The sequence below is a fragment of the Pedobacter frigidisoli genome (assembly GCF_004331675.1).
Lineage (GTDB): Bacteria > Bacteroidota > Bacteroidia > Sphingobacteriales > Sphingobacteriaceae > Pedobacter > Pedobacter frigidisoli.
The window spans coordinates 126,247-149,499 of record NZ_SJSN01000008.1 but is presented as its reverse complement, the minus strand read 5'-3'; the positions used below and the strand labels follow the sequence as shown (position 1 = coordinate 149,499).

Genomic DNA, 23,253 nt, shown 5'->3' with positions numbered 1-23,253 from the left:
ATTAAGTGATTAAGTGCTATATTTGCAGCGCAAAGGTAAACTAAGCAAAAGAATTAGACGAAAACATGGCGATTAAAATAACAGATGAGTGTATAAATTGTGGGGCATGCGAACCAGAATGTCCTAATAACGCAATTTACGATGCCGGTACTGCTTGGCGTTTTTCTGATGGTACTAACTTGAATGGTATCATTGATTTTGGTAATCAACAAATCGAAGCTGATTCCTCACAGGAGGCGGTTTCTGACGAAGTTTATTACATAGTATCTGATAAATGTACAGAATGTAAAGGTTTCCATGATGAGCCTCAATGTGCTGCGGTTTGTCCGGTAGATTGTTGCGTAGATGATGAAGATGTACGCGAAACCGAAGAAGAATTGTTAGCTAAAAAAGCTTGGTTACACCAAGAGAATTAAGATTGTACATAAACGATCTTCGCATATAAATATCAGTCTCGATGCAAATCGGGACTTTTTTTTGCGAATAAATTTATTTTAAGGCTTGATAAATCAATGATTTAAATTTATTAGCTACATCTCCATGAGAGAGCGGCCATTGCTGAACATAGATCTGCGCTACCATTTTCTTCTTCGGATCTACCCAATATGTGGAGCCAAAAAAACCACCCCAACCATAAGAACCTGCACTTTGGCCAAGTTTTTTGCTGCCTTTATCGGTAGTGATCTCGAATCCTAAACCAAAAGAATTATCTCCAAAAGGAATTTTACCAATTTGGTTAATAGTCATTAAATCTACACTTCGCTTAGAAAGTATCCTCTTGCCATTTAATTCTCCATCATTTAAAAGCATTTGGAGAAATATTCCATAGTCTTTTGAGGTAGAAACCAAACCCGCTCCACCAGCGAAATATCCATTGTTATTTATTGGATAGTTAATGGTTGCACCAGGAAATGCTCCATCTTTCCATGGTTTAACTACGTGATTTTTTTCATCCTCTGTGTAAACAGTGGCCAACCTATTTTGCTTATCTTTTGGTAATGCAAAATAAGTATCGGTCATTCCCAATGGATTAAAAATTCTTTCTTTAAAAAATCGATCTAAACTTAATCCAGATGTTACTTCTACCAATCTGCCTAAAACATCCATGCCCAGGCTATATTGCCATTTTTGACCTGGATTGATTTCAAGGGGCAATTTTCCTAATTTGTTAATTTCGGTTTTCAATAGCTTTTTATTGATCACAAATCCAGCCTCAATGCCAGATTTGGCATAAATCGCATTCATTTCGGGCGATCCAATTTGTGCATAACCAAGTCCAGAGGTGTGGGTTAATAAATCTCGAATGGTAATTTCTCTTTTAGCCGGTTTCGTGGTGTAGGTAGAATCTGTTGGATTGAATTTATCTAAGACCTTTGGGTTTTTAAAAGCAACAATATATTTGGAGATTGGATCATCGAGTGTAAACTGTCCCTCATCAAATAACATCATGACTGCAACGCTGGTTACTGCTTTAGTTTGCGAAGCTATTCTCAAAATATCATCAGTTCTAAAAGGTCGATCAATTTGATTTCCAAATGCTTTATTGTAAACGGTTTTTCCATCAATTGCGATATTTGCTGTGATGCCTTTTATCCAGCCGCTATCAAGGTATTGTTTAAAAAGATTATCAATTTTTGTAAATTTATTAACAGTGATTATTGTTTTGCCAGATTGTGCAAAAGCTGAGCTACCAATAAGAAGAATAAATAAAATAGGGTTGATAATTACTTTTTTCATGCGCCGTAAATTCGGTTAATCTAAGTCACATTTGTTTGGAATAATCAAAACCGGACAAGCAGATTTTCGAGCAACATGTTCTGCTACACTTCCCATCAAAAAGTGATATAATCCTGTTCTACCATAAGTACCAATCACAATTAAATCAGATCCCCATTCATCAGATTGTTGGATTATGCCATGAGCCGCAGTATCAACAACACTTAAATAGGTAGTTTTAATTCCATTACCATATTTTGTTTCCATCTCTTTCAGTAAGATGTGACTGTTTTCTTCACTATTATCATAAGTTTCCAGAAACACTGGCGCCAAAGTTAAATCAGGATTTACATTTGTCGGGATAGGCTCGATAATATTTACCAAGGCAACCTCGGCCTGAAACTTTTCGGCCATGTCATATCCTGCCTTTGCAGCTTTTTCTGAGCAAGTGCTGTTATCAACTGCAATTAATATTTTCTTAAAATTCATAGTGAGCAGGTTTAAAGGTGATCATCATAAAATTAACAAATTTGTGCGCAAAATGTTAGCGAATGGATGTATTTTATTAGTTTTACTTCATCTTTTACGAGCATATTTAAATGGAAAATCAATACGGAATTTGTAGAGTCGCTGTAGCACCTTTACGAGCAGAACCATCAGACAAAGCAGAAATTGTGTCGCAGCTATTATTTGGTGAACATGTAGAAATTATTCAGAAAGAAGAGCGTTGGTGGTTAATTCAAAATGGTTACGATGGCTACGAAGGTTGGATGGATTTTAGACAATTGGCTCCAATTACGCAAAGTCAGTTTGCCGAAATGCATGATTGTAAATTGCTTGCCCCATTAAGTTTTAACAGTGTTTTAACTGCTGCGGATGGGAGTTTTTATCATTTAAGTCCGGCGAGTAATTTGCCTTATTTAACAGATGGTTATTGTTATGCTGGTGAAGAAAAGTTTAAACTGGGTTTTGAGGCTCATGACAGTTCAAAAGCTAATTTTAAATCTGAAATAGAATCTACCGCAAAATTTTTCCAAAATGTTCCTTATTTATGGGGAGGAAAACATTTATTCGGATTAGACTGCTCGGGTTTCGTTCAAACTGTTTTCAAAATGTTGAACATTAAATTACACCGCGATGCCTCTCAACAGGCTGAACAAGGAGAATTAGTCGGCTTTCTTGCAGAATGTAAACCAGGTGATGTTGCTTTTTTTGATAATGCTGAAGGTAAAATTACCCACGTTGGAATTATGTTAAGCCCTAACGAGATTATCCATTCTTCGGCAAAAGTAAAAATTGATCCCATTGATGATCAAGGGATTTTTAATAAGGAGCTAGGAAAATATTCACATAAATTAAGGATTATCAAACGCTTTGTGGAATAAGGATTAAAGTTGCATCTTCATATAAAACCAAATTTATGAAGATACCTTTAATGCTCATCGTTCTACTCATTTTTTCTTTCAAAGGATTTGGCCAAAAAAAACTGTCACAAAGTAAAGATTCGGGTTACTTTACTTACATCTATAAAATAACGGATAAAGAAACCACCGAAATTGCCGATAAGGGCAAGCTCGGTTTCAGTGAAGATTTTCTGCATACGCTTGTTGATAGTTTTTACACCGATAAAGGCTATAAAAAGAATCTTCCATTCGGTAATTATATTTATTTGAATACCTATAGAGGGAAAATCAACTATCATTACAAGCCCGAAAAAAATGTTGATCTGCAATTTATCAACAACTTAAAAGAGTTTCAATTTTACCTCACAGATCAAAAAGGGAATTACATTAAGGCAGATAAAGTTGAGATTGGCCACGGCAAAGTGGTGCATTTTGATAATAAGGCTCAACTTTATAAAGCGTCTTTACCAAAATCTGAAACCTACATCAAGGTAGATTATCAAGGCATTTCTAACTTTTTTACTTTCGAATTGGATGAAGATAAACCTTATAATTATAAAAAGGATTGGTCTTTTTTCCGAAAACTTGCCTATTCATCACCAATTAAATATACTTGGACACCCTTTAAAAAACTTTTTACCAAGCACCGTGAAAATGGCAATGCAAAATCGAAATATATAGGTTTTATGGTATTTAGTAAGCCCAAATACAAGCCGTTGGATACCGTAAAATTCAAGGCTTACGTATTAACGGATAGAGGGAAAACCATTAGCAATAAATTATTACAGGTAAAACTTTTTAACGATAAGGATATTCTTTTGGCAACGATAAAGCCTTATCGTGATGGTGGTTACGAATATCAGTTTGTATTAGCCGATAGTTTAAATCTTAGGTTGGATAGAAGTTACCGAATTTCACTATCAGAAAAAGTTAAAAATGAAGATCAAATAGTCATTTCCAGCAATTTTAACTACGAAGATTATGAGCTTAAATCTTTAAGTTTTGCGGTGCGTACCGATAAACAGAAACACCAGATAGGATCGCCAATTACGGTCTTTATGAAAGCTACCGATGAAAACGAGCTGGCCGTGCCTGATGGTAGGGTGCGAATTACTATGTTAACCAATAATGTAAGTGGATACGGCGATAAAAAGGTTTTTGTACCAGATACTTTATGGAAAAAGGAAATGAATTTGGATCCCGTGGGTGAAACAAAATTGGTGTTACCAGATAGTATTTTCCCAAAAGCAAATTTGAATTTTTCCATGAGATTCGATTTTCGAAATAGCAATAACGAAAGCCGATCTGATAATAAATATTTGTCTTTCGATTATAAAAAGGAGCAAAAGCCTTTGACTCAAATTATTTCATCATTAAAAAAAGATAGCATTTACATTGATTATCGCGTTAATGATCAATCTGAAAAAAGGAAAGCTAAAATTATTTCTTTCTCCAAAGAGGGTATCAAATTAGATAGTGTTAATGTAGAATTGCCGCTGGCCGTAAAAATAAACTTCCAAGCAGATAATTATTTGGTGGAGACAGATAACGGATCCAAAGAATATATTTCTCTATCGGATTTTGATCCAAAACTAAGCATAGGTGCGACGCAAAATCGAGATTCGCTGCGGGTCGTAATTGATAACGAACATAAGGTGCCGTTTTGGTACACCATTTTTTCTGGTAACAAAATATTTTATAAAGGCTTCACCAACGCTTTAGATACCACTTTTAAACATACAAATGCTCAAGCAGCCCATATTAGAATAAACTATTATTGGGATGATGAAGAAATTAATCAAGAAAGCAGTGCCTTTTACAATCCAAATCTGCTGAATGTAAAACTGTTTGCGCCAGATATGGTTTATCCTGGGCAAAAAGTTAATGTTTTGATTAAGGTAAGCGATTTGGAAAATAAACCGGTTTCCAATACAGATTTAACGGCATTTGCCACGACCTCAAAATTCAAGAACGATTATTTTCCTGCTATACCTGGTTTCGGAAAAAATTATTTTGCCAGAAAAAAGAAGAATATTCAGTTAGAATCAGAAAGTGTTTCTTTAAGTGAAAATACTGATATCAATTGGCAAAAATGGGGCAAAAAACTAGGGCTTGATACCATTGAATATTATAAGTTTACCCATCCGAAGAATGTTTATTATACACAGGAATCAACAAATGATACTACCACACAAATTGCACCATTTGTAGTTGCCAACGGTGCAATAGAACCTGTAAATATTGTTTATATAGATGAGGTTCCTGTGTTCTTTAATCAATCAGATCAGCTTTCCCGCTACTCTTTTAAAGTAAAACCCGGCAAACATTTGATAAGATTACGTACCTATAATAAAATGGTAACCATTCCAGAATTTGAGATTCCAAAAGGCAAGAAGACAATTTTAAGTATTAACGCTTTTCTTCCTTTTGTGCCCGATCTTTTTAATGATTATAAACCTGAAGTTGTTAAAATGGAAAGTATTTTAACCGCACAAGAAAGCGATTTGCTGAATAGGTATATGCTCAAGATTAAAAATAATTTTGATGGAGAGAAAACTATCGTGCGGGCAGATACCACTAATGTCTTAATTAATTATCCTCCTAATGTATCAAACGGTAAGGATTTATTAATCGGCCCGCTAAAAGAAAATTACCTCGAACTTAAAACTGAAGAATTTAATCAGGATTTTATTAAGGAGCCAGGTTATACCTATACTTTTACAAAGGGTTTAATTAAGCAAAAATCTAACGATAGCCCTTTCGCCTTTAATACAAGTTTATCATCATCTGCAGGCATAAATGTTAATTACAAACAGTATGCTTTAAAGAAAAGCGAAATTGATAGCATTTGGAACGATTATCTGGATTTAAGAAGCCACACCACTCAGCTGTTTAAAAATCAAAACGTAACTTCGAGAAATAACGGCAAATTGATTTTTAGTATCGACACGGCATTTACAAATCACTTGCCGTACATCAAAAATATTATAATTTACAAGCCAGATGAGCCTGATTTTGTTCAAATCTATGCAGGTAACAATACCTATTGGCCGCCGTTTGTAAAAGGTAATTATAAGATCATGTTTTTACTAAAAGATAATAGATATTTTACCGCAGAGGATATTAAAATCAAGATTAATGGTGTCAATTATTATAAATGGGATAAGTTTAAAATTGCTGCAGCAGATAATTTTAGCATTAATTTGGATCACTACATCAAAACAGTAAAAGGCACTAACAATTATTACCCATCGGTAAAAATATCTAATGAAGTAGTTGAAATTTTTAACGAAAAAAACTTCGATCTCAGCTCGTTAATTGGCGTAATGGAAGGGAGGATTATTGCGGAAGATGATCAATCGGCAATACCAGGCGTTACTGTTAAAATCGTCGGACTGAATGTTTTCACTTCGAGTAATAGCGATGGCAAATTTAAAATCAAAATCCCATCAAATGGAAAAGTAATAATTTCTTTTATCGGTTACGAAACAATAACCCTATCTGCTAAAAATGGAAACATTGGCGATATAAAACTGAAATCAGATTCTCATTCTTTAAACGAAGTAGTTGTTGTAGGTTATGGAGCGGTGAGAAAACAAAGTTTAACGGCTAGTGCATCTAATGTAGTTAGTCAATCCTTATCTGGCCGTGCAGCTGGCGTAAGCATTACCAATGGAGATATGATTCGCATTAGAGGTTCGGCATCTTTAACTGGAACACAAAAACCAATTATAATTGTTGATGGTGTGCCTTTTTCTGGAGATTTGGCTTCGTTAAGCGCTGATGATATCGCTAATATGGAAGTATTAAATGCCACAGATGCAACTGCTATTTATGGCTCTAAAGCTGCAAACGGGGTAATTATCATCAAAACAAAAAAAGGCAGTTCTGCTATAAATTTGGCTGGAGAATTGGTTTCGCAGCAACAAACCATGAGGACTAATTTCTCTGACGAGGGATTTTGGCAACCAAAATTGATTACTGATGATACGGGAACGGCAAAGTTTTCAGTAAAGTTTCCTGATGATATTACGAATTGGAAAGTTAGAGTAATCGCTATAAACGGCAGAAAGCAATCGGGTATAACGGAAACATTTATAAAATCTTTTAAATCGCTGAGCGCCAACTTTGTATCCCCATTGTTTGCTGTAAATGGCGATAGCATTAATGTGATTGGTAAATTGATGAATTATACGCCTTTCGAAGAAATCGTAAACCGTAAGTTCAGTTATAATGGAAAGGAAATGAGAAATACAAATGTTAAATTTAAAAATGCTCATATCGATACCATTTCTATTGCTGTTAAAGGCAGAGATAGTTTGAATTTTGAATATACACTTAAGCAGGAAAATGGATATTTTGATGGTGAGGTTAGGAAAATTCCTGTTTTTGAACAAGGAGTAAAGGAGACAAAAGGATATTTTTCAGCCTTGCTTCGCGATACTTCCATTAATTATTCTTTTGATAAAAATTTGGGTAAGGTTACTTTAAGAGCGGAATCCTCGGTGTTCCCAACCTTGTTGGATGAGATGACCAAATTGCGCAACTACGAGTATTTGTGTAACGAACAACTGGCTTCCAAGTTGAAATCCTTACTGTTAGAAAAGCGTGTTCGTCAATTTTTAACTGAGCCTTTTACTCGTGAAAAAGATATTGTGTTCATCCTTAAAAAATTACAGCAAACCAAAAAACCGCAAGGAACCTGGGGTTGGTGGCAAAACAGTGATGAACAGATTTGGATCAGCTTACATGTGGTTGAGGCGTTGCTACAAGCAGAAAAACAAGGCTATAAAGTTGATTTGAACAAGCAAACTTTATATACCTATTTAATCAGCAAATTAACTGATGATACCAGCTACAACCAAGTGCAAACGATTAAGCTTTTACATTTACTGAATGATAAGTATTACGTAAAAGATTGGGTTTTAGCTTTTGCAAAAAGAAAGACGGAGAACAAACCAAGCTTATATGAGCGATTGGAATTGATGGAATTAAAGCAACTTGCTGGAATTAAAATCGATGTTGATTCTTTATTGGCTATTAAAAAACAAACCATGTTTGGCAATATTTATTGGGGTGAAGAAAGTATTCGTTTCTGGGATAACAGCATACAAAACACGTTATTGGCTTACAAGGTGTTAAAAAATGCAGGGAACAATAAAAATGAATTGGAAAAAATTGCACTATATTTTCTTGAGCAACGTAGAGATGGGCAATGGCGAAATACTTTTGAATCCTCCTTAATTTTGGAGACAATTTTGCCTGAAATGCTAACAGAAAACAAAAAGGCAGAACCCGCATATTTAAAATTAAACGACGAAACCATTTCTACTTTTCCTTATGATATGGTTATAGAAAATATTGATGACGTTAAGCTAACGAAAAATGGAAAAATGCCAATTTACTTTACAGCCTATCAGCAGTTTCAAAACCCAAAACCAGAAAAAGTTAATAAAGATTTTACGGTGAGTAGCTCTTTCGTTCAAAACAGAAATACGGTAAATAAACTCAAGGCAGGAACATTAACAACCTTAAAGGTTGAAGTTAATGTTCGAGCAGATGCCGATTATGTGATGATAGAGATCCCTATTCCTGCAGGTTGCTCTTATGAAAACAAGGTTCAAAATTTTTGGGGCATAGAAACACATCGTGAATATTATAAGAATAAAACTTCCATCTTCTGCACTAAATTGAAGAAAGGGAAATATACTTTTGAAATTGATTTAATGCCTAGATATTCAGGCTCATACGTCTTAAATCCAGCTAAAGCAGAAATGATGTATTTTCCAGTATTTTATGGTAGGGAGGGAATGAAGAAAGTGGGGATTAACTAGTTATTATGAGAGTTGGAATTTAACCCTCCATCTCCCAAACCATCACCTGCCTATCATCTCCCGTAGAAATTAAATACTTTCCATCGTTACTCCAAATAATTTTATTAATGGAATGTGTATGACCAATTCCAGCTTTCTCCAAGCTTAGAATTTTGTAGAGTTTGAAGTTTTCGGCATCCCAAATTTTAATGCTTTTGTCTTGACTGCTCGTTGCAAAATACGGTAGAGTAGGATGGAAAGCAATGTCATAAACCGTAAATAGGTGTGCTGGAATGGTTTCCCTAAGTTCATAATTAGATAAATTCCAGATTTTTAGTTGTGCATCTCTACTGCCTGAAATTAGATATTTCCCTGTTGGATGATAAGCTAATGAGGTAACAGGTAAGGAATGACTTTCTAATTTTGATTTCAAGCTATAATCAGAAAGATTGTAAATTCTGATTAGATGGTCTTTGCAACCGAAAGCGACTTCAGTTTCATCGGGCGAAATTGCGATTGCCCGGACTGTATCGTAAGCTGCCTGAAAACGGTAAATTTCTGTGAAATCGTTAAGCGACCAAACCGCTACAGAACCATCTTCACCTGTTGTTAAAAGTTCGTTCTTGCTTTTAACGGTTTGAATATTGAAAATGGGTTTGGTATGGGCGTTGACTCTGGCAATTACTTTCTGCTCATTAAAATCGTAAACACTAAAAGCACCGCTTCTTTCGCCAATAAATAATTGATTATTATAGTTATGAAGACAATAAACAGAACTTTGCACAGGCATTTTTACCATTACAAATGCCATTTTCTTTAATGACCATTCTACAACTCCTTTATCATTACCGGCACTAAAAAATATTCCATCCTTATCAGAATTGGCTAAAGCATAAACAGGGTTTTGGTGGCCTGAAAGGGTTTTTAAATGATTCAGCATTTTTGCATGATTTAGGTTTAGGACAAGGTTGTCGACCCACGTTTTTTCACTTTCTACCTTATTGATGTCTCTTCTCTAAATTTTTAGCAATATCTTGAATAGATAAACCTTTCTCTTTCAATAAAAACAGCAAGTGAAAAATTAAATCTGAGGCTTCTCCAATAAGTTCTTCTTCGGTTTCAGCAAGTGCTGCGATAACCGTTTCAACGCCCTCTTCGCCAACTTTTTGAGCAATTTTGTTTAAGCCTTTGCTGCGCATTTTGTTGATGTAAGAACCCTCAACTGGGTTTTCGTATCTATCAGTTATGATGTTTTCTAGCTCAAAAATAAAATTCTGATTGTAATCTGTTTTAAAACAACTTCTACTACCGGTGTGGCAAGTTGGTCCAACGGCATCGGCTTTTATCAAGATGGTGTCGTTATCACAATCAATATGAATAGATTTAACAAAAAGAAAATTACCACTCTCTTCACCTTTAGTCCAAAGGCGATTTTTAGAGCGAGAATAGAACGTTACTTTCCTTTCAGTTTGTGTTTTCTCAAATGCTTCAGCATTCATGTAACCAAGCATTAAAACCTCTAAAGTTTTGTGGTCTTGGATGATTATAGGAAGTAAGCCAGCTGTTTTATCCCAATCAAGAGATGATGTTTCAATATTCATTTTCGTTTCTTTTTCGTCATTGCAAGGCACGAAGCAATCTTAAAGCATATGCTATAAAAACCCATTGTAGTAAGATTGCTTCGTGCCTCGCAATGACGAGTTAATTATTGTACTGCAAATAAATGGACTCACGACTAAAGACTCACGATTCCGGACTTATTTATATCCTAACAGGAATATTATTCCTTTTCAATTCCTGTTTCAAATCTGGGATTAAAATTTCTCCGTAGTGAAATACCGATGCAGCTAGTGCAGCATCAACATTTGCTTTTTGAAAAACATCTGTAAAATGTTGCATGTTTCCGGCGCCACCTGATGCAATAATGGGGATGTTTATCATTTGGTTTACTTTATACAGTAAATCACAGTCGAAACCTGCTTTTGTGCCGTCGTGGTCCATTGAAGTTAGCAGAATTTCTCCTGCACCTAAATCCTCCGCTTGTTTAATCCAAATTTCAGTTTCTAGTTCGGTAATTAATCTTCCACCATTTAGGTGAACCATGTTTCTGCCATCAACAAATTTAGTGTCAACTGCTAAAACCACAAATTGAACACCAAAAGCTTTTGCCAATTCTTCAATTAGCTTCGGATTTCTAACTGCTGCAGAATTGATGCTGATTTTATCTGCGCCAGCATTTAACAAAGCCTCTGCGTCTGCAAGTTCTGTTATCCCACCGCCAATGGTGAAAGGAATATTCAGCTGACGAGCAACTGATTTAACCATTTCAATCATTGTTTTTCTACGCTCGTGAGTTGCAGTAATGTCTAAAAAAACCAATTCATCGGCACCTTGCTGTGCATATTGGGCAGCCAATTCTACAGGGTCGCCAGCATCACGTAAATCTACAAAGTTGATTCCTTTAACTGTGCGGCCATCTTTTACGTCAAGACAAGGGATTATTCTTTTACTCAAACCCCCTCCGCCCCCTAAAGGGGGAACTGCAGTACGTTCTTGTATGGTTTGCTTTATTTTTTCCAAAACTTGATTTAAATTTTTATAGAGTTCGTTGTTTTTAAATCTGATTACTTTTATTCCAAGGCTTTCTAATAATTTTTGTCTTTCAAAATCGTTCTCAATATTTTCTCTTAGGTTATGAATACTTCCATCAAGTTCGATTATAAGCTTAACTTCATGGCAATAAAAATCAGCAATGTAAAATGAAATTGGATGTTGGCGTCTAAATTTAACACCTAGCTTCTTCTCATTTAAATGCTCCCAGAGTAATTTTTCAGATTCCGTTAATCGGTTTCTTAATTGCTTAGCATTTTCGAAAATAATATTCGATTCGCCATAAAACATTTTAGGTTCGTTGAATTGCAAAAACTCAAAATCATCATCAAGGCTGTAAGTCATCTTAACTATGCTTTTCCATCATGTTATTAGCTCCCCCTTTAGGGGGCTGGGGGGTTATATGCTTGTCAAAGCTTTCAAATTCCATTCTTTAATCTCTTCAATAGTAATTCTATCCTCATAAATCGCTTTTCCAACCACAACACTTCTAATTGGAAACTTAGCTAATTCGTAAATATCTTCCATTGAGCTTACACCACCAGAGGCAATTAATTTAATCATAGGCGAATGTTCCAACAGTTTTTTATATAAATCAATTGCCGCACCACCCAATTTGCCATCTTTGCTGATATCCGTACATAAGAAACGGAAAAAACCAAGTGCTAAACATTTGTCAACGTAATCCATTAGCTTAATTGGCGAACTTTCCATCCAGCCTGAATATTTAATCACTTCATCCAAAACATCAATGGCAATAACAATACGATTAGCGTAGTTATCTTTTTTTGCAAAAGCCTCACTTAATTGCTGTAAGAAATCGGGATTGGTAATCGCTTGAGTACCCACAATAACACGATGAATTCCCGCATCAAGTAAATTTGTTACTTGCTCAATTGTACGGATTCCCCCTCCGTATTGCACTTTCATTTCGGTTTTTTTAATGATTTCGAAAAGTGATTTCTGGTTACTGAAATCACCTTTAGCGCCATTCAAATCAATAATATGGATGAAGTCTGTTCCATTTGAGCGGTATTTTTCTATCATGTCAGCAATAGAAACATCGTATTCAGTTTTCTGGTTATAATCACCCTCACGTAGGCGAACAACTTTTCCATCCAAAATATCAATAGCAGGAATTATGTACATTTTATAAGCTTAAGTTTGAAAAATTTTTTAATATCTGTTCGCCAGCTTTGCCCGATTTTTCGGGGTGGAACTGAACGCCGTAAAAGTTGTCTTTTTGTACCGCTGCCGAAAATTTTATTCCGTAATTGGCAGAGGCGATGTCAAAAGTAGGGTTATATTCAATAAAGTACGAATGAACAAAGTAAAATTGTGCATTATCTTCAACACCCTCGAATAGTGAATTGTTTTTATGCTGAATCGCATTCCATCCCATGTGTGGGATTTTGATATTCAGCGACTTATCGAATTTCTTTGTCTTCACTGGAACGATATCTAATAAAGCTGCGTCACCCTCTTCCGAATGCTCAGTAATTAATTGCATGCCCACGCAGATTCCTAAAACTGGTTTCTGAAGGGCTTTAATTGCATGAATTAATCCAGTATGTTTCAGTTTTTCCATTGCGGAACCTGCATGACCAACGCCTGGGATGATAATGTGACTATATTTCTCTAAATCAGCCTCGGTGTTTACCATGCCGTATTGTAAATTTAAACGCTCTAAAGCGGAAGTTAAGGAGAAAATATTGCCAGCGCCGTAGTTTACTATTCCAATCATAATTAGTATCAAGTATTTAGTATCGAGTATCAAGACACGATGCTTTTTAATAAATTTGAAAACGAATGTCAGTTTTTCAATGCCTCTGTAGTCCCGCTATTCGTTCCAAGTTTTTTAATTTGCAGCAACCCTGTAAATGCTGTCATGCTGAGGTACGAAGCATCTGCCACCGATGAAACAGATTCTTCGTGCCTCAGAATGACAGAGATTAAAAACTTTCCACTGCTATCGGGTTTATTTAACAACAGTTTTCTTTACCTGTTCAAAGATTTCTCCGCTTCGGTCGAAATGACGATGAGCTCCTGAAACAAGTTCCATCATCCATTTTTCTCTTAAATCTTACAAAACACCCTTTGTACTCGGCAACACCATTTTCTCCGCATCACGTTTTATCGCCATTTTTATCGCCTTGGCGAAAGCCTTAAAGATAGCCTCAATTTTATGATGTTCATTATCGCCCTCGGCTTTAATATTCAAATTGCATTTTGCAGCATCACTGAAAGATTTGAAGAAGTGATAAAACATTTCAGTAGGCATATCACCAACTTTTTCGCGTTTAAATCCAGCATCCCAAACTATCCAGTTTCTACCTCCGAAATCGATAGCAACTTGGGCTAAACAATCGTCCATTGGTAAGCAAAAACCATAACGCTCAATACCTAACTTGTTACCTAAACCTTTGGCAAATGCCTCGCCAAGCGCAATTCCGGTATCTTCAATGGTGTGATGTTCATCAATATCTAAATCGCCTTTGGCAATGATTTCTAAATCTACACTTCCATGTCTGGCGATTTGGTCGAGCATGTGGTCGAAGAAATTTAAACCTGTTTCGATTTTAGCTTTTCCTGTTCCATCTAAATCTATATTGATGGTGATATCCGTTTCATTGGTTTTACGAACATGATGAATTTTTCTACTACCAGCCTTGAGCAGGTTGTAAATATCTTCCCATTTTTGTGTTTCCAGAATGATTATATCCAACAAAGTTTCATGTTTATCTAAAGCTTCGGTAGAACCAAGTGCATCATTCTGACGAAGAAAAATTGCTTTTGCACCTAAATTTTTAGCCAATACTACATCGTTTAATCTATCGCCAATAACGTATGAGTTTTTCAAGTCGTAATCTCCGCTAAAATATTTTGTTAGCAAACCCGTGCCAGGCTTGCGGGTTGGTGCGTTGTCTTTTGCAAAAGTTCTGTCGATTATGATTTCGCTAAAATTTACACCCTCACCAGTAAAAGTATCTAACATGAAATTATGAATTGGCCAAAAATTTTCTTCAGGATTTGATGGTGTTCCCAATCCATCCTGATTGGTGACCATTACCAATTCATAATCCATTTCCGCCGCAATTTTCGAAAGGTAATAAATGGAACGGGGATAAAATTTTAGTTTCGCAAAGCTATCTACCTGCTCATCATCCGGCTCAATATTTAAAGTTCCGTCGCGATCTATAAATAATACTTTCTTCATCTTTTAAAAATTTTTCAGAATGGTTAACAGTTTATCATTTTCTTCTTTGGTACCCACAGTTATTCTTAAGCAACCCTCACACAAAGTAACTTTCGAACGGTCGCGAACAATGATTCCCTCATCAACCAAAGTGTCGTAAATTTTAGTAGAATCGGTAACTTCGGCTAATATAAAATTCGCATCTGATGGATAAACTTTTGTAACGATATCCAATGCATTTAAATCGATAGAAAGTCGTTCTCTTTCGGCAACAGATTCTTTAATCCAATCATTAACTTGTGCGATGTTTTTTAGCGCCTCAAAAGCTAAATCTTGTGTAGCCTGATTGATGTTATAAGGTGGCTTAATTTTGTTCAAAACATCAATAACTTTTCTCGAAGAAAAAGCCATGCCCAAACGCAAAGCAGCAAGCCCCCAAGCCTTAGAAAAAGTTTGCAAAACAACCAGGTTTGCGTACTCGGTTAACTCCTGAATAAAGGTCTTCTGACGGGCGTAATTTATGTAGGCCTCATCAACCACAACGATGCCTTTAAAGTTGGCCAAAATCGTTTCAATATCTTCACGATTTATCGAATTTCCTGTCGGGTTATTCGGCGAACAAATGAATATTAATTTCGTGTTTTTATCAATCGTTTCTGCAATTTTTTCCATGTCTAATTGGAAGTTCGGCAGCAAGCTAACTTTGCGAATTTCAACATCGTTAATATTGGCTGAAACCTCATACATTCCATACGTTGGCGGTAGCACAATTACGTTGTCTTTTCCGGGGTTACAAAAAGCACGAAATAACAAATCGATTGCCTCATCACTACCGTTACCTAAAAAGGTATTTTCAATCGGAACACCTTTAATTTTGCTGATAGCATCTTTCAAATCCAATTGCAAAGGGTCGGGATAGCGGTTATAATTTGCAGGTAGGGGGGAACCATAACTGTTCTCGTTCGCATCTAAAAATACAGACGCTTGTCCCTTAAACTCATCTCTGGCTGTAGAGTACGGTTTAAGGTTTTTTATATTTTCTCTAACTAAATCGTTAATATCCATGTTCAAAGGGTAAAAGTCCGATGTCGGCAGTCCGAAAGTCGGATGATATTATTTATTATTATATTGTTATAGACTACTTTTTATCATCGGTCTTCAGACTTTCGGACTTCCAGCTTCTTCTAATCGTAATTGCATTTTTGTGTGCCTGCAAGCCCTCTGCTGCTGCAAGCGTTTCAACAGTATTGCCGATGTTTTTTAATCCTTTGGATGATAGGTGTTGAAAGGTTATTTTTTTAAGGAAAGCATCAGTTGAAACACCTGAATAAGCTTTAGCAAAGCCACTTGTGGGTAAAGTATGGTTCGTTCCTGAGGCATAATCTCCCACGCCCTCTGGAGTAAGATTTCCTAAGAATACCGAACCAGCGTTGATTATCATTGGGATAAGGCTTTCGAAATTTTCCGTTGCCAAAATTAGGTGTTCAGGAGCATATTCGTTCGAAAAATCCATTGCAGAAGTCAAATTCTCAACTAAAATAGCGTAAGAATTTTCGATTGCTTTTGCCGCAATTTCCCTTCTTGGTAAGATAGCTATCTGATTTTCAATTTCTAAAAGTGTTTTTTCTAAAATTTCTTTAGAGGTAGAAACCAAAATTGCCTGACTATCAGTTCCGTGTTCTGCTTGGGCAAGTAAATCTGCAGCCACAAATGACGGATTAGCAGTCTCATCAGCGATCACTAAAACCTCTGATGGACCAGCAGGCATGTCAATTGCAACCTTGTTTTGAACCATTGTTTTAGCAGTGGTTACATAACGGTTGCCTGGGCCAAAAATCTTGTAAACTTGAGGGACGGTTTCAGTTCCAAAAGCCATGGCTGCTATGGCTTGTGCACCTCCGATCAGGTAAATTTTCTCAATGCCCAAAAGCACTGCACAATAAGCCAAATAGCAGTTAGTTTTTCCATCACTTTGAGGCGGAGAACATACAACTATTTCTTTGCAGCCGGCAATAATTGCAGGCGTCGCAAGCATTAAAAAAGTGCTTGGTAACACTGCTGTACCGCCTGGAATATAGAGTCCAACCTTTTCAATTGCCCTTGATTCTCGCCAGCAAACTACACCCGGCATAGTTTCTACCTTATCTTCAGTTTTTAATTGAGATTGGTGGAATGTTTTGATGTTCTGGTATGCAGTTTCGATAGCTTTTTTGGCATCAGCAGGAATAGTTGACGCAATCTCCTTTAAATCCTGAGCATCTAAAAAAAGTTTTTCTAACTCTACTTTATCAAATGCTTTTGCGAAATCAAAGAGTGCTTTATCACCATCATTTTTTACAGTTTCGATGATGCCTGCAACACGCTCTTCAACCAATTTATCGTCCTCAATTTGTCTCGAACACAGTTCTTCAATTTTTGATTTAGATAAATCTTTGTATTTATAGATTTTCAATGTGTTATAATTTGAAATTAACTAATAGTTAATATGAATTTCTACGTCTTGAGCAATTTTTAGGTGATGATTTTCTCTATTGGCATCACTAAAATTCCTTCAGCACCTGCAGCTTTCAAGCTGTTAATTTTATCCCAGAAATCTTCCTCTGCAATAACAGAATGAACAGCAACCCAGTTCGGTTCGAACAATGGAACTACCGTTGGACTTTTAACACCCGGCAACAAATCAACAACTTTTTGCAGGTTATCTTTTGATACATTTAGTACCACATATTTGTTTGACTTGGCGCTTAAAACCGAACGAATTCTTTGTAGTAATTCTGCAACTTCGGGGTTATCCAATATCGATTTATTTCCAATCAATATTGCCTCCGATTGCATCACATCTGCAAACGGTTTTAGTCCATTGCTCTTTAATGTTCCGCCAGTAGAAACGATATCAAAAATGGCATCACTTAAGCCTAAACCTGGACCAATTTCTACAGAACCAGAAATGGTTCTGATATCAGAATTTATTCCTTTTTCAGTTAAGAATTTTTCGAGAATTACAGGGTAAGATGTAGCAATTGCCTTGCCATTTAAATCCTCTAATTTTTGGATATCACTGCCTGTTTGAACGGCGATTTTTAGCGTGCATTTTCCAAAGCCCAAACGTTGTAGATATTCTACCCCAGCTTGGGTTTCGGTAATCACGTTTTCCCCAACAATTCCCAAGTCAGCAATGCCATCCTGAACGTATTCAGGAATATCATCATCCCGAAGAAAAAGAATTTCTAATGGAAAATTTTGAACGGTTGATATTAAAGAACTCTTGTAGTTTTCGAAAGAAAGACCACAATTTTTTAATATTTCAACGGATTTTTCGTTTAACCTACCCGATTTCTGGATAGCAATTTTAAGTGTTTTCAAAGTATTGAATATAGAATGAACAAGAAATAATTTTACGGAAAAAAAGTTTTGAAGTACAAAACAAACATATCATATCGCCTATTGGCGATGGTGCAAATGTAAGTGATGGTTCAAAGTTAATTTCATAAATTATTTATGCCAGTATCAATACGTTAGCTGATAAGCGTTGGCAAATATAGTGTTTGAATTGGGAAATCAAAAAATAATGGCACTTAATTTGCCTTTATCGTGTTTTAAAATTGCATTATTTTATTTTGTATTAAATTTTAACGTGTTGAAGAACTTACGCTTTCTAATAATCCCTGTTGTTTTGTGTGTTGCTGGCTGTGGTTGGTTTAAAACTCCTCCTGAGATTGGAAAGGTTTTATCAGAACATTTCAAAAATAAAATTTATAAAGATTTCGATACAGCTGCTTACGACAGCGTTTTCGTTAAATCGATGGACAGTTTGTCGAAAGACTTTATCAATCCAAAAACAATTAAGGCATTTTACAAATCGAATGTTAACGAGCCAAAGCTTGTAACAAAATTCTACACCATTGGTGAGTTAGATTCTCTGGCTAACTATCTCCAAAATAGTACGGTACATGGTATTAATCCTAAAATTTTTAAGGTTGATGAAATAAAAAGCCTTTTGTCTACCTTATCTTCCAACAAATTCAAAAATGTTAACGAAAGTTATTCGGTGATAGCAAAGCTTGAATTATTAACTGCAAATGCCTACTTAAATTACAATAATTATTTAAAATATGGTGTCGTAAATCCTCGCAATATCTTTTCTAGATATTATATCAAGGTAAAACGTCCGGATAGTGTTGGGATGGTGAGCTTATTGGCATCATCCAGTTTAATCGATACCTTAAGAGCTGTTCAACCCAAATCTACCCAATACAAAGCGCTGCAAGCAGCATATTTAGCTACGGATGCTGTTGATGAAAAACGCATCTTATTATTGAATATGGAACGTTTTCGATGGAAAATGCCAGAAACTGGCGAAAATTATGTTCAGGTAAATATTCCCGATTTCAAATTAACTTGGTTTGATAAACAGGATACTGTGATTTCGATGAAAGTTTGCGTTGGAGGTAAACGCGAAAATGGTTACGAAGAAAAGTTAAAGGCTTTTGCTAAATCTGGAAATCTAGATGATAAACCCAAAAACCACGAAACACCGCTGTTGTTCAGCAAAATTAATTCGATTCAAGCCAATCCAGTATGGAATATTCCGGTAAGTATTGCGCAAAGCGAAATTTATTGGATGGCCAGAAAAGATCGTTATTATCTATCTAATAGTAATATAAACGTGTATTACAAGGATAAACTAGTTGGAGAGCCCGATACGATAAACTGGAATAAATATTCGAGAGATAAACTACCTTTCAAATTTAAACAAGGCTCTGGCGGTGGTAATGCACTAGGTAAATTCAAGTTTATTTTTGATAATAGTTCAAGCATTTATCTTCACGATACCAACAATAAAAATGGTTTTAATTTAACCAATAGAGCGATTAGTCATGGTTGTGTACGTGTCGAAAAACCGCTGGAATTTGCTGAGAAATTAGTGGGCGATACTTACACTTACGATAAATTAAGGGCCGAAGTAGATTTGCCGCCAGTGGATAGCACGCACAATAAATGGTATAAAAAGCGCATGGCTGCAAAGGCAGATACTACAAAATCATTCCAATTGAAACCAGCTTGGTTTGGTCCAAAGAAAGCTGTTCCACTAATTATTACCTATTTTACCGCTTGGTCGCAAAACGACAAAATAGAATATCGCCCTGACGTTTACCAAATGGATGATAAACTTTGGGTGGCTATGAAAAAATTTAGATTATAAAAATTATGATTCGCTTTGATTGGCCTACGATAGTTACGGCCACATATCAAATTTATAGAAATCAAATTTGGATTTAAATTCCAAAATAATATATTTGTTAATAAACATTTAAACAAATAAAACGGGTTGCAGGATATAAAATTAACGCTCAATCCTGATCGCTGTAGCCATTCACATATCCCTATTATTTAAGATAAAAATTGCCTGCATTTCTTTATGGATTGCTGTTGCAGCTTTTGTCTGTCTTTTATTTGCGTTGTAAATGCAATACAGGAATTTCTACATCTCATTTTTTTTAAACAATATATTTAAAAATTAATTTTAACAATGGCTATTAATCTACAAAAAGGGCAAAAAATCGATATTGGATTATCCAAAATTACTGTTGGTTTGGGCTGGGATCCGAATGAGGGAACGGGCTTTGATTTCGACTTAGATGCTTCAGCATTTATGATCGATTCTAATCGCTTAATTCCAGTTGAAGAATATTTTATTTTCTATGGCAATACAGATTCTCCAGATCAGGCCCTACACCACACGGGCGATGATCCAACTGGTGGAAATAGCGCTACCGGAGATGATGAAAGCATTCAGGTTGATTTATCGAAGGTTGATGCCAATATTCAAGAAATTCTTTTTGTGGTAACCATTCATGATGCCATTACACGCAAACAAAATTATGGACAGGTAAGAAATTCTTACATCCGTATTGTGGATGACAATAGTGGCGAGGAAGTAGCAAAATACGAGCTTGGAGAAGATTTTTCTATAGAAACAGGCGTTGAATTCGGCAGACTGTACAAACGCGAAGGCAAATGGAAATTTGAAGCCTCAGGCATTGGCTACCGCGAAGATTTATCTTTTTTCCTCTCTAAATATTTCAAAGGTCAAATTATAAAATAACTAATAACGCTCTGTATGGCAATAAATTTAGTAAAAGGTCAAACTATTGATCTTCGTAAAAATGATAAAGGTGAATCTTTCGATTTATCAAAAGTTACCATGGGTTTGGGATGGGATGTTCGACAAGCAAAAACTGGGTTTTTAGGTAAGCTTTTTGGTGCTAAAGAAGAAGAGTTTGATCTCGATGCCATTGCTTTCTTGCTTGATGGTAATGATAAAATCATGAATTTAGGCAGAACGGTAAATCAAAACGGGCGACAAATCGGTCTCTTTGAGGGCGATGTTATTTTCTTCAATTCCATGCGCCATCCATCGGGAAATATTTGGCTAACTGGCGACAATAGAACTGGCGCAGGTGATGGAGACGATGAGCAGATTATCGTGAAATTAGATGCGCTGGACAACATTTATCAAAAGATCATTTTTGTAGTCTCCATTTATCAGGGAAGACAAAATAACCAACATTTTAGCATGGTAGAAAACGCTTTCATTCGTGCTGTAGATGCCAATGGAAAGGAAATAACACGTTATAGCCTTTCTGGCGATGCCTCTTTAAATGGCATGTGTACCATGGTTTTCGCTGAGGCTTATCGTAAAGATGGGGGTTGGAAATTCAGGGCAATTGGAGAACCTCATCAAACTGATAGTTTCTTAGAGGTTTTGAAGAAATACGCAAACTAAAACATTAATATAAATGGATGTTATTGATTTAAAAGAGAATATCATCCATTAAAAAAAATAACCAAATATGGCAATTAACCTGCAAAAAGGACAAAGGGAGGCAATTAGTGCCCCACAATTTACAATAGGACTCGGTTGGGATACCAACAGCGCATCTACAGGCAGCAGCTTCGATTTAGACACTTCAATTTTTGTTTTAGGAGAGAATAAAAGATTATTGTCTGATGCACACTTTGTGTTCTACAACAACCTAAAAACACCAGATGGCGCAGTAGAACATACTGGTGATAATTTAACTGGTGATGGCGATGGAGATGATGAGCAAATTAAGGTAGATCTTTCAAAAATTGGTGCTGGAGCAGCAGAAATATGTATTGTGGTAACTGTTCACGATGCAGAAAATAGAAGACAAAACTTCGGACAAATCAGAAATTCTTACATCAGAATATTCGATGGTACTAAAAATGAAATCCTTAAATATGAACTGGAGGAAGATTTCTCTATAGAAACGGCGGTAGAGTTTGGAAGAATTTACAAACGCAATAATGAATGGAAATTTGAGGCTGTTGGCGTAGGAATGAAAGACGGACTTGAATTTTTCTTGAATAAGTATAACTAAAACTGAACTAAATAATGGCAATTAATTTATCAAAAGGGCAAAAAATCGATCTTCGTAAAGAGACTGGAGCAACTTTAACCAGTTTTTGTGTAGGTGTAAATTGGGGTGCGATAGAAACCAAGGGTTTTTTGGGATTATCAACCAACAAACAAAGTGTGGATTTAGATCTAAGTTGCATTTTAATTGATGAGAACAATAACCTGTGCGATCACATTTATTCGCCACTTTATAATATCGATTTTTTGCAACAATTTGGTTTGCCAAAAGGAAAGTTAGTTTCTTTAGATGGTGCTTTAAGGCATACAGGAGATGATTTGCAAGGCGATTCTGGCGGTGATGATGGATTAGACAATGAGATTATTACAGTTGATTTATCGAAAATTGATCCAAAGGTCTCTAAAATCTTCTTCTTTTTAAATAACGTGGGTAAAGAAGATTTTTCTCAAATTCCTTATTCCAAAATTAGAATGTACGAGGGAACGCCAACGCAGGTAAAAGAAGTTTTTGCATCTTATAATGTATCTTCAGAATCGAGTTATGCGGGTAAAAAAGCCATAATTATGGGTAAGCTTTACAAACGTAATGATGAATGGAAATTCGATGCCATTGGCGATCCAACGGCTGATACTTTTTTAGGGCAAACTATTCATTTGATCATTAAATCCTATCTATAATGAACATTCAAAATATAGAGGGTTTATCTGGCGATCAAATTAGAAGTTTGGTAGCACAAGGTGGAAAATTTGTGATGTATAAATATTGCATATCCATAATCTTAATGACCTTTAATAATCCATCTGATTTTCATTTTATTCATCCCGGAAAAAGCAGAATTACACCAGGTTTGGGGCATTTATTTACCAACTTTTTTCTAGGTTGGTGGGGCATTCCATGGGGCCCCGTGTACACTATTGGAAATATTTACACTATTTTGAGTGGTGGAAAAGATTATACAGCAGAAATTTTGGCCCACATTAATCAGAACGATCCAACTTACGGAACGGGTACGAGCTATAACATTCCAGGGCAAAATAACGGCGGAAGTCCTTACAATATTCCAGCCTCAAATAACGAAAATACCAACACTTATAATATTCCTCAATAAAAAT

The 23,253-nt window shown here is 35.8% G+C and carries 20 protein-coding genes and 1 pseudogene; 9 read left to right on the top strand and 12 right to left on the bottom strand.

Annotation, left to right across the window (positions count from 1 at the left end; genetic code table 11):
• Positions 1–65 precede the first annotated feature (65 nt).
• Positions 66–416 (top strand): 4Fe-4S dicluster domain-containing protein, encoded by a 351-nt coding sequence (locus EZ449_RS11735; RefSeq protein ID WP_131558907.1) that lies wholly within the window; start codon positions 66–68, stop codon positions 414–416.
• Positions 417–489: 73 nt separating this feature from the next.
• Here the strand turns inward: EZ449_RS11735 and EZ449_RS11730 are convergent, their stop codons facing one another.
• Both EZ449_RS11730 and EZ449_RS11725 read right to left on the bottom strand, forming a co-directional pair.
• Positions 490–1,737: a serine hydrolase domain-containing protein gene (locus EZ449_RS11730; RefSeq protein WP_131558905.1), complete on the bottom strand. Its 1,248-nt coding sequence runs from the start codon at positions 1,735–1,737 to the stop codon at positions 490–492.
• A gap of 15 nt (positions 1,738–1,752) precedes the next feature.
• The gene (locus tag EZ449_RS11725; protein WP_131558903.1) at positions 1,753–2,205 is read right to left on the bottom strand and encodes a universal stress protein; all 453 of its coding nucleotides are present in this window, start codon (positions 2,203–2,205) and stop codon (positions 1,753–1,755) included.
• A gap of 110 nt (positions 2,206–2,315) precedes the next feature.
• On the opposite strand from EZ449_RS11725, the gene EZ449_RS11720 reads away from it, so the two are divergent.
• The gene (locus EZ449_RS11720) at positions 2,316–3,101 is read left to right on the top strand and encodes a C40 family peptidase (protein ID WP_131558901.1); all 786 of its coding nucleotides are present in this window, start codon (positions 2,316–2,318) and stop codon (positions 3,099–3,101) included.
• 35 nt (positions 3,102–3,136) lie between these two features.
• Positions 3,137–8,953, top strand: coding sequence for an alpha-2-macroglobulin family protein (locus tag EZ449_RS11715; protein ID WP_131558899.1), 5,817 nt, complete (start codon positions 3,137–3,139; stop codon positions 8,951–8,953).
• A gap of 19 nt (positions 8,954–8,972) precedes the next feature.
• Here EZ449_RS11715 and EZ449_RS11710 read toward each other — a convergent pair whose 3' ends face one another.
• The 10 genes and pseudogenes from EZ449_RS11710 to hisG form a co-directional block, all read right to left on the bottom strand.
• On the bottom strand, positions 8,973–9,872 hold the full coding sequence (locus EZ449_RS11710) for a WD40 repeat domain-containing protein (RefSeq protein ID WP_131558896.1): 900 nt from the start codon (positions 9,870–9,872) through the stop codon (positions 8,973–8,975).
• A gap of 58 nt (positions 9,873–9,930) precedes the next feature.
• Positions 9,931–10,533 (bottom strand): bifunctional phosphoribosyl-AMP cyclohydrolase/phosphoribosyl-ATP diphosphatase HisIE, encoded by a 603-nt coding sequence (gene hisIE, locus EZ449_RS11705; RefSeq protein ID WP_131558894.1) that lies wholly within the window; start codon positions 10,531–10,533, stop codon positions 9,931–9,933.
• Positions 10,534–10,693: 160 nt separating this feature from the next.
• Positions 10,694–11,446, bottom strand: a complete 753-nt coding sequence (hisF, locus tag EZ449_RS11700) for an imidazole glycerol phosphate synthase subunit HisF (protein WP_225872302.1) — start codon at positions 11,444–11,446, stop codon at positions 10,694–10,696.
• Between the two features lie 54 nt (positions 11,447–11,500).
• Positions 11,501–11,833, bottom strand: a pseudogene (locus EZ449_RS23070) (endonuclease domain-containing protein); the annotation flags it as partial.
• Positions 11,834–11,941: 108 nt separating this feature from the next.
• Entirely contained in the window at positions 11,942–12,691 is a 750-nt protein-coding gene (gene hisA, locus EZ449_RS11695; RefSeq protein WP_131558892.1) for a 1-(5-phosphoribosyl)-5-[(5-phosphoribosylamino)methylideneamino]imidazole-4-carboxamide isomerase, read from the bottom strand.
• A 1-nt stretch (position 12,692) separates the two neighbouring features.
• Complete coding sequence (hisH, locus tag EZ449_RS11690; protein ID WP_131558890.1) at positions 12,693–13,286, bottom strand: imidazole glycerol phosphate synthase subunit HisH; 594 nt, start codon at positions 13,284–13,286, stop codon at positions 12,693–12,695.
• 339 nt (positions 13,287–13,625) lie between these two features.
• Positions 13,626–14,759 carry a bifunctional histidinol-phosphatase/imidazoleglycerol-phosphate dehydratase HisB gene (gene hisB / locus EZ449_RS11685; protein WP_131558888.1) on the bottom strand — a complete coding sequence of 378 codons (1,134 nt, stop codon included), beginning with the start codon at positions 14,757–14,759 and terminating at the stop codon, positions 13,626–13,628.
• 3 nt (positions 14,760–14,762) lie between these two features.
• Entirely contained in the window at positions 14,763–15,803 is a 1,041-nt protein-coding gene (hisC, locus tag EZ449_RS11680; RefSeq protein ID WP_131558886.1) for a histidinol-phosphate transaminase, read from the bottom strand.
• Between the two features lie 73 nt (positions 15,804–15,876).
• Positions 15,877–17,190 carry a histidinol dehydrogenase gene (gene hisD / locus EZ449_RS11675; RefSeq protein WP_131558884.1) on the bottom strand — a complete coding sequence of 438 codons (1,314 nt, stop codon included), beginning with the start codon at positions 17,188–17,190 and terminating at the stop codon, positions 15,877–15,879.
• 59 nt (positions 17,191–17,249) lie between these two features.
• Positions 17,250–18,101 carry an ATP phosphoribosyltransferase gene (gene hisG / locus EZ449_RS11670; protein WP_131558881.1) on the bottom strand — a complete coding sequence of 284 codons (852 nt, stop codon included), beginning with the start codon at positions 18,099–18,101 and terminating at the stop codon, positions 17,250–17,252.
• A gap of 271 nt (positions 18,102–18,372) precedes the next feature.
• On the opposite strand from hisG, the gene EZ449_RS11665 reads away from it, so the two are divergent.
• The 6 genes from EZ449_RS11665 (at position 18,373) to EZ449_RS11640 (ending at position 23,249) form a co-directional block, all read left to right on the top strand.
• Complete coding sequence (locus EZ449_RS11665; RefSeq protein WP_394347139.1) at positions 18,373–19,941, top strand: L,D-transpeptidase family protein; 1,569 nt, start codon at positions 18,373–18,375, stop codon at positions 19,939–19,941.
• 327 nt (positions 19,942–20,268) lie between these two features.
• Positions 20,269–20,844 (top strand): TerD family protein, encoded by a 576-nt coding sequence (locus EZ449_RS11660; protein ID WP_131558877.1) that lies wholly within the window; start codon positions 20,269–20,271, stop codon positions 20,842–20,844.
• Positions 20,845–20,859: 15 nt separating this feature from the next.
• Positions 20,860–21,525, top strand: coding sequence for a TerD family protein (locus EZ449_RS11655; RefSeq protein WP_131558875.1), 666 nt, complete (start codon positions 20,860–20,862; stop codon positions 21,523–21,525).
• Between the two features lie 67 nt (positions 21,526–21,592).
• Complete coding sequence (locus tag EZ449_RS11650; RefSeq protein ID WP_131558873.1) at positions 21,593–22,144, top strand: TerD family protein; 552 nt, start codon at positions 21,593–21,595, stop codon at positions 22,142–22,144.
• A 14-nt stretch (positions 22,145–22,158) separates the two neighbouring features.
• Positions 22,159–22,818, top strand: coding sequence for a TerD family protein (locus tag EZ449_RS11645; protein ID WP_131558871.1), 660 nt, complete (start codon positions 22,159–22,161; stop codon positions 22,816–22,818).
• Positions 22,818–23,249, top strand: coding sequence for a hypothetical protein (locus EZ449_RS11640; RefSeq protein ID WP_131558869.1), 432 nt, complete (start codon positions 22,818–22,820; stop codon positions 23,247–23,249). Before EZ449_RS11645 ends, EZ449_RS11640 begins: the two co-directional genes overlap by 1 nt.
• Positions 23,250–23,253: the final 4 nt, after the last annotated feature.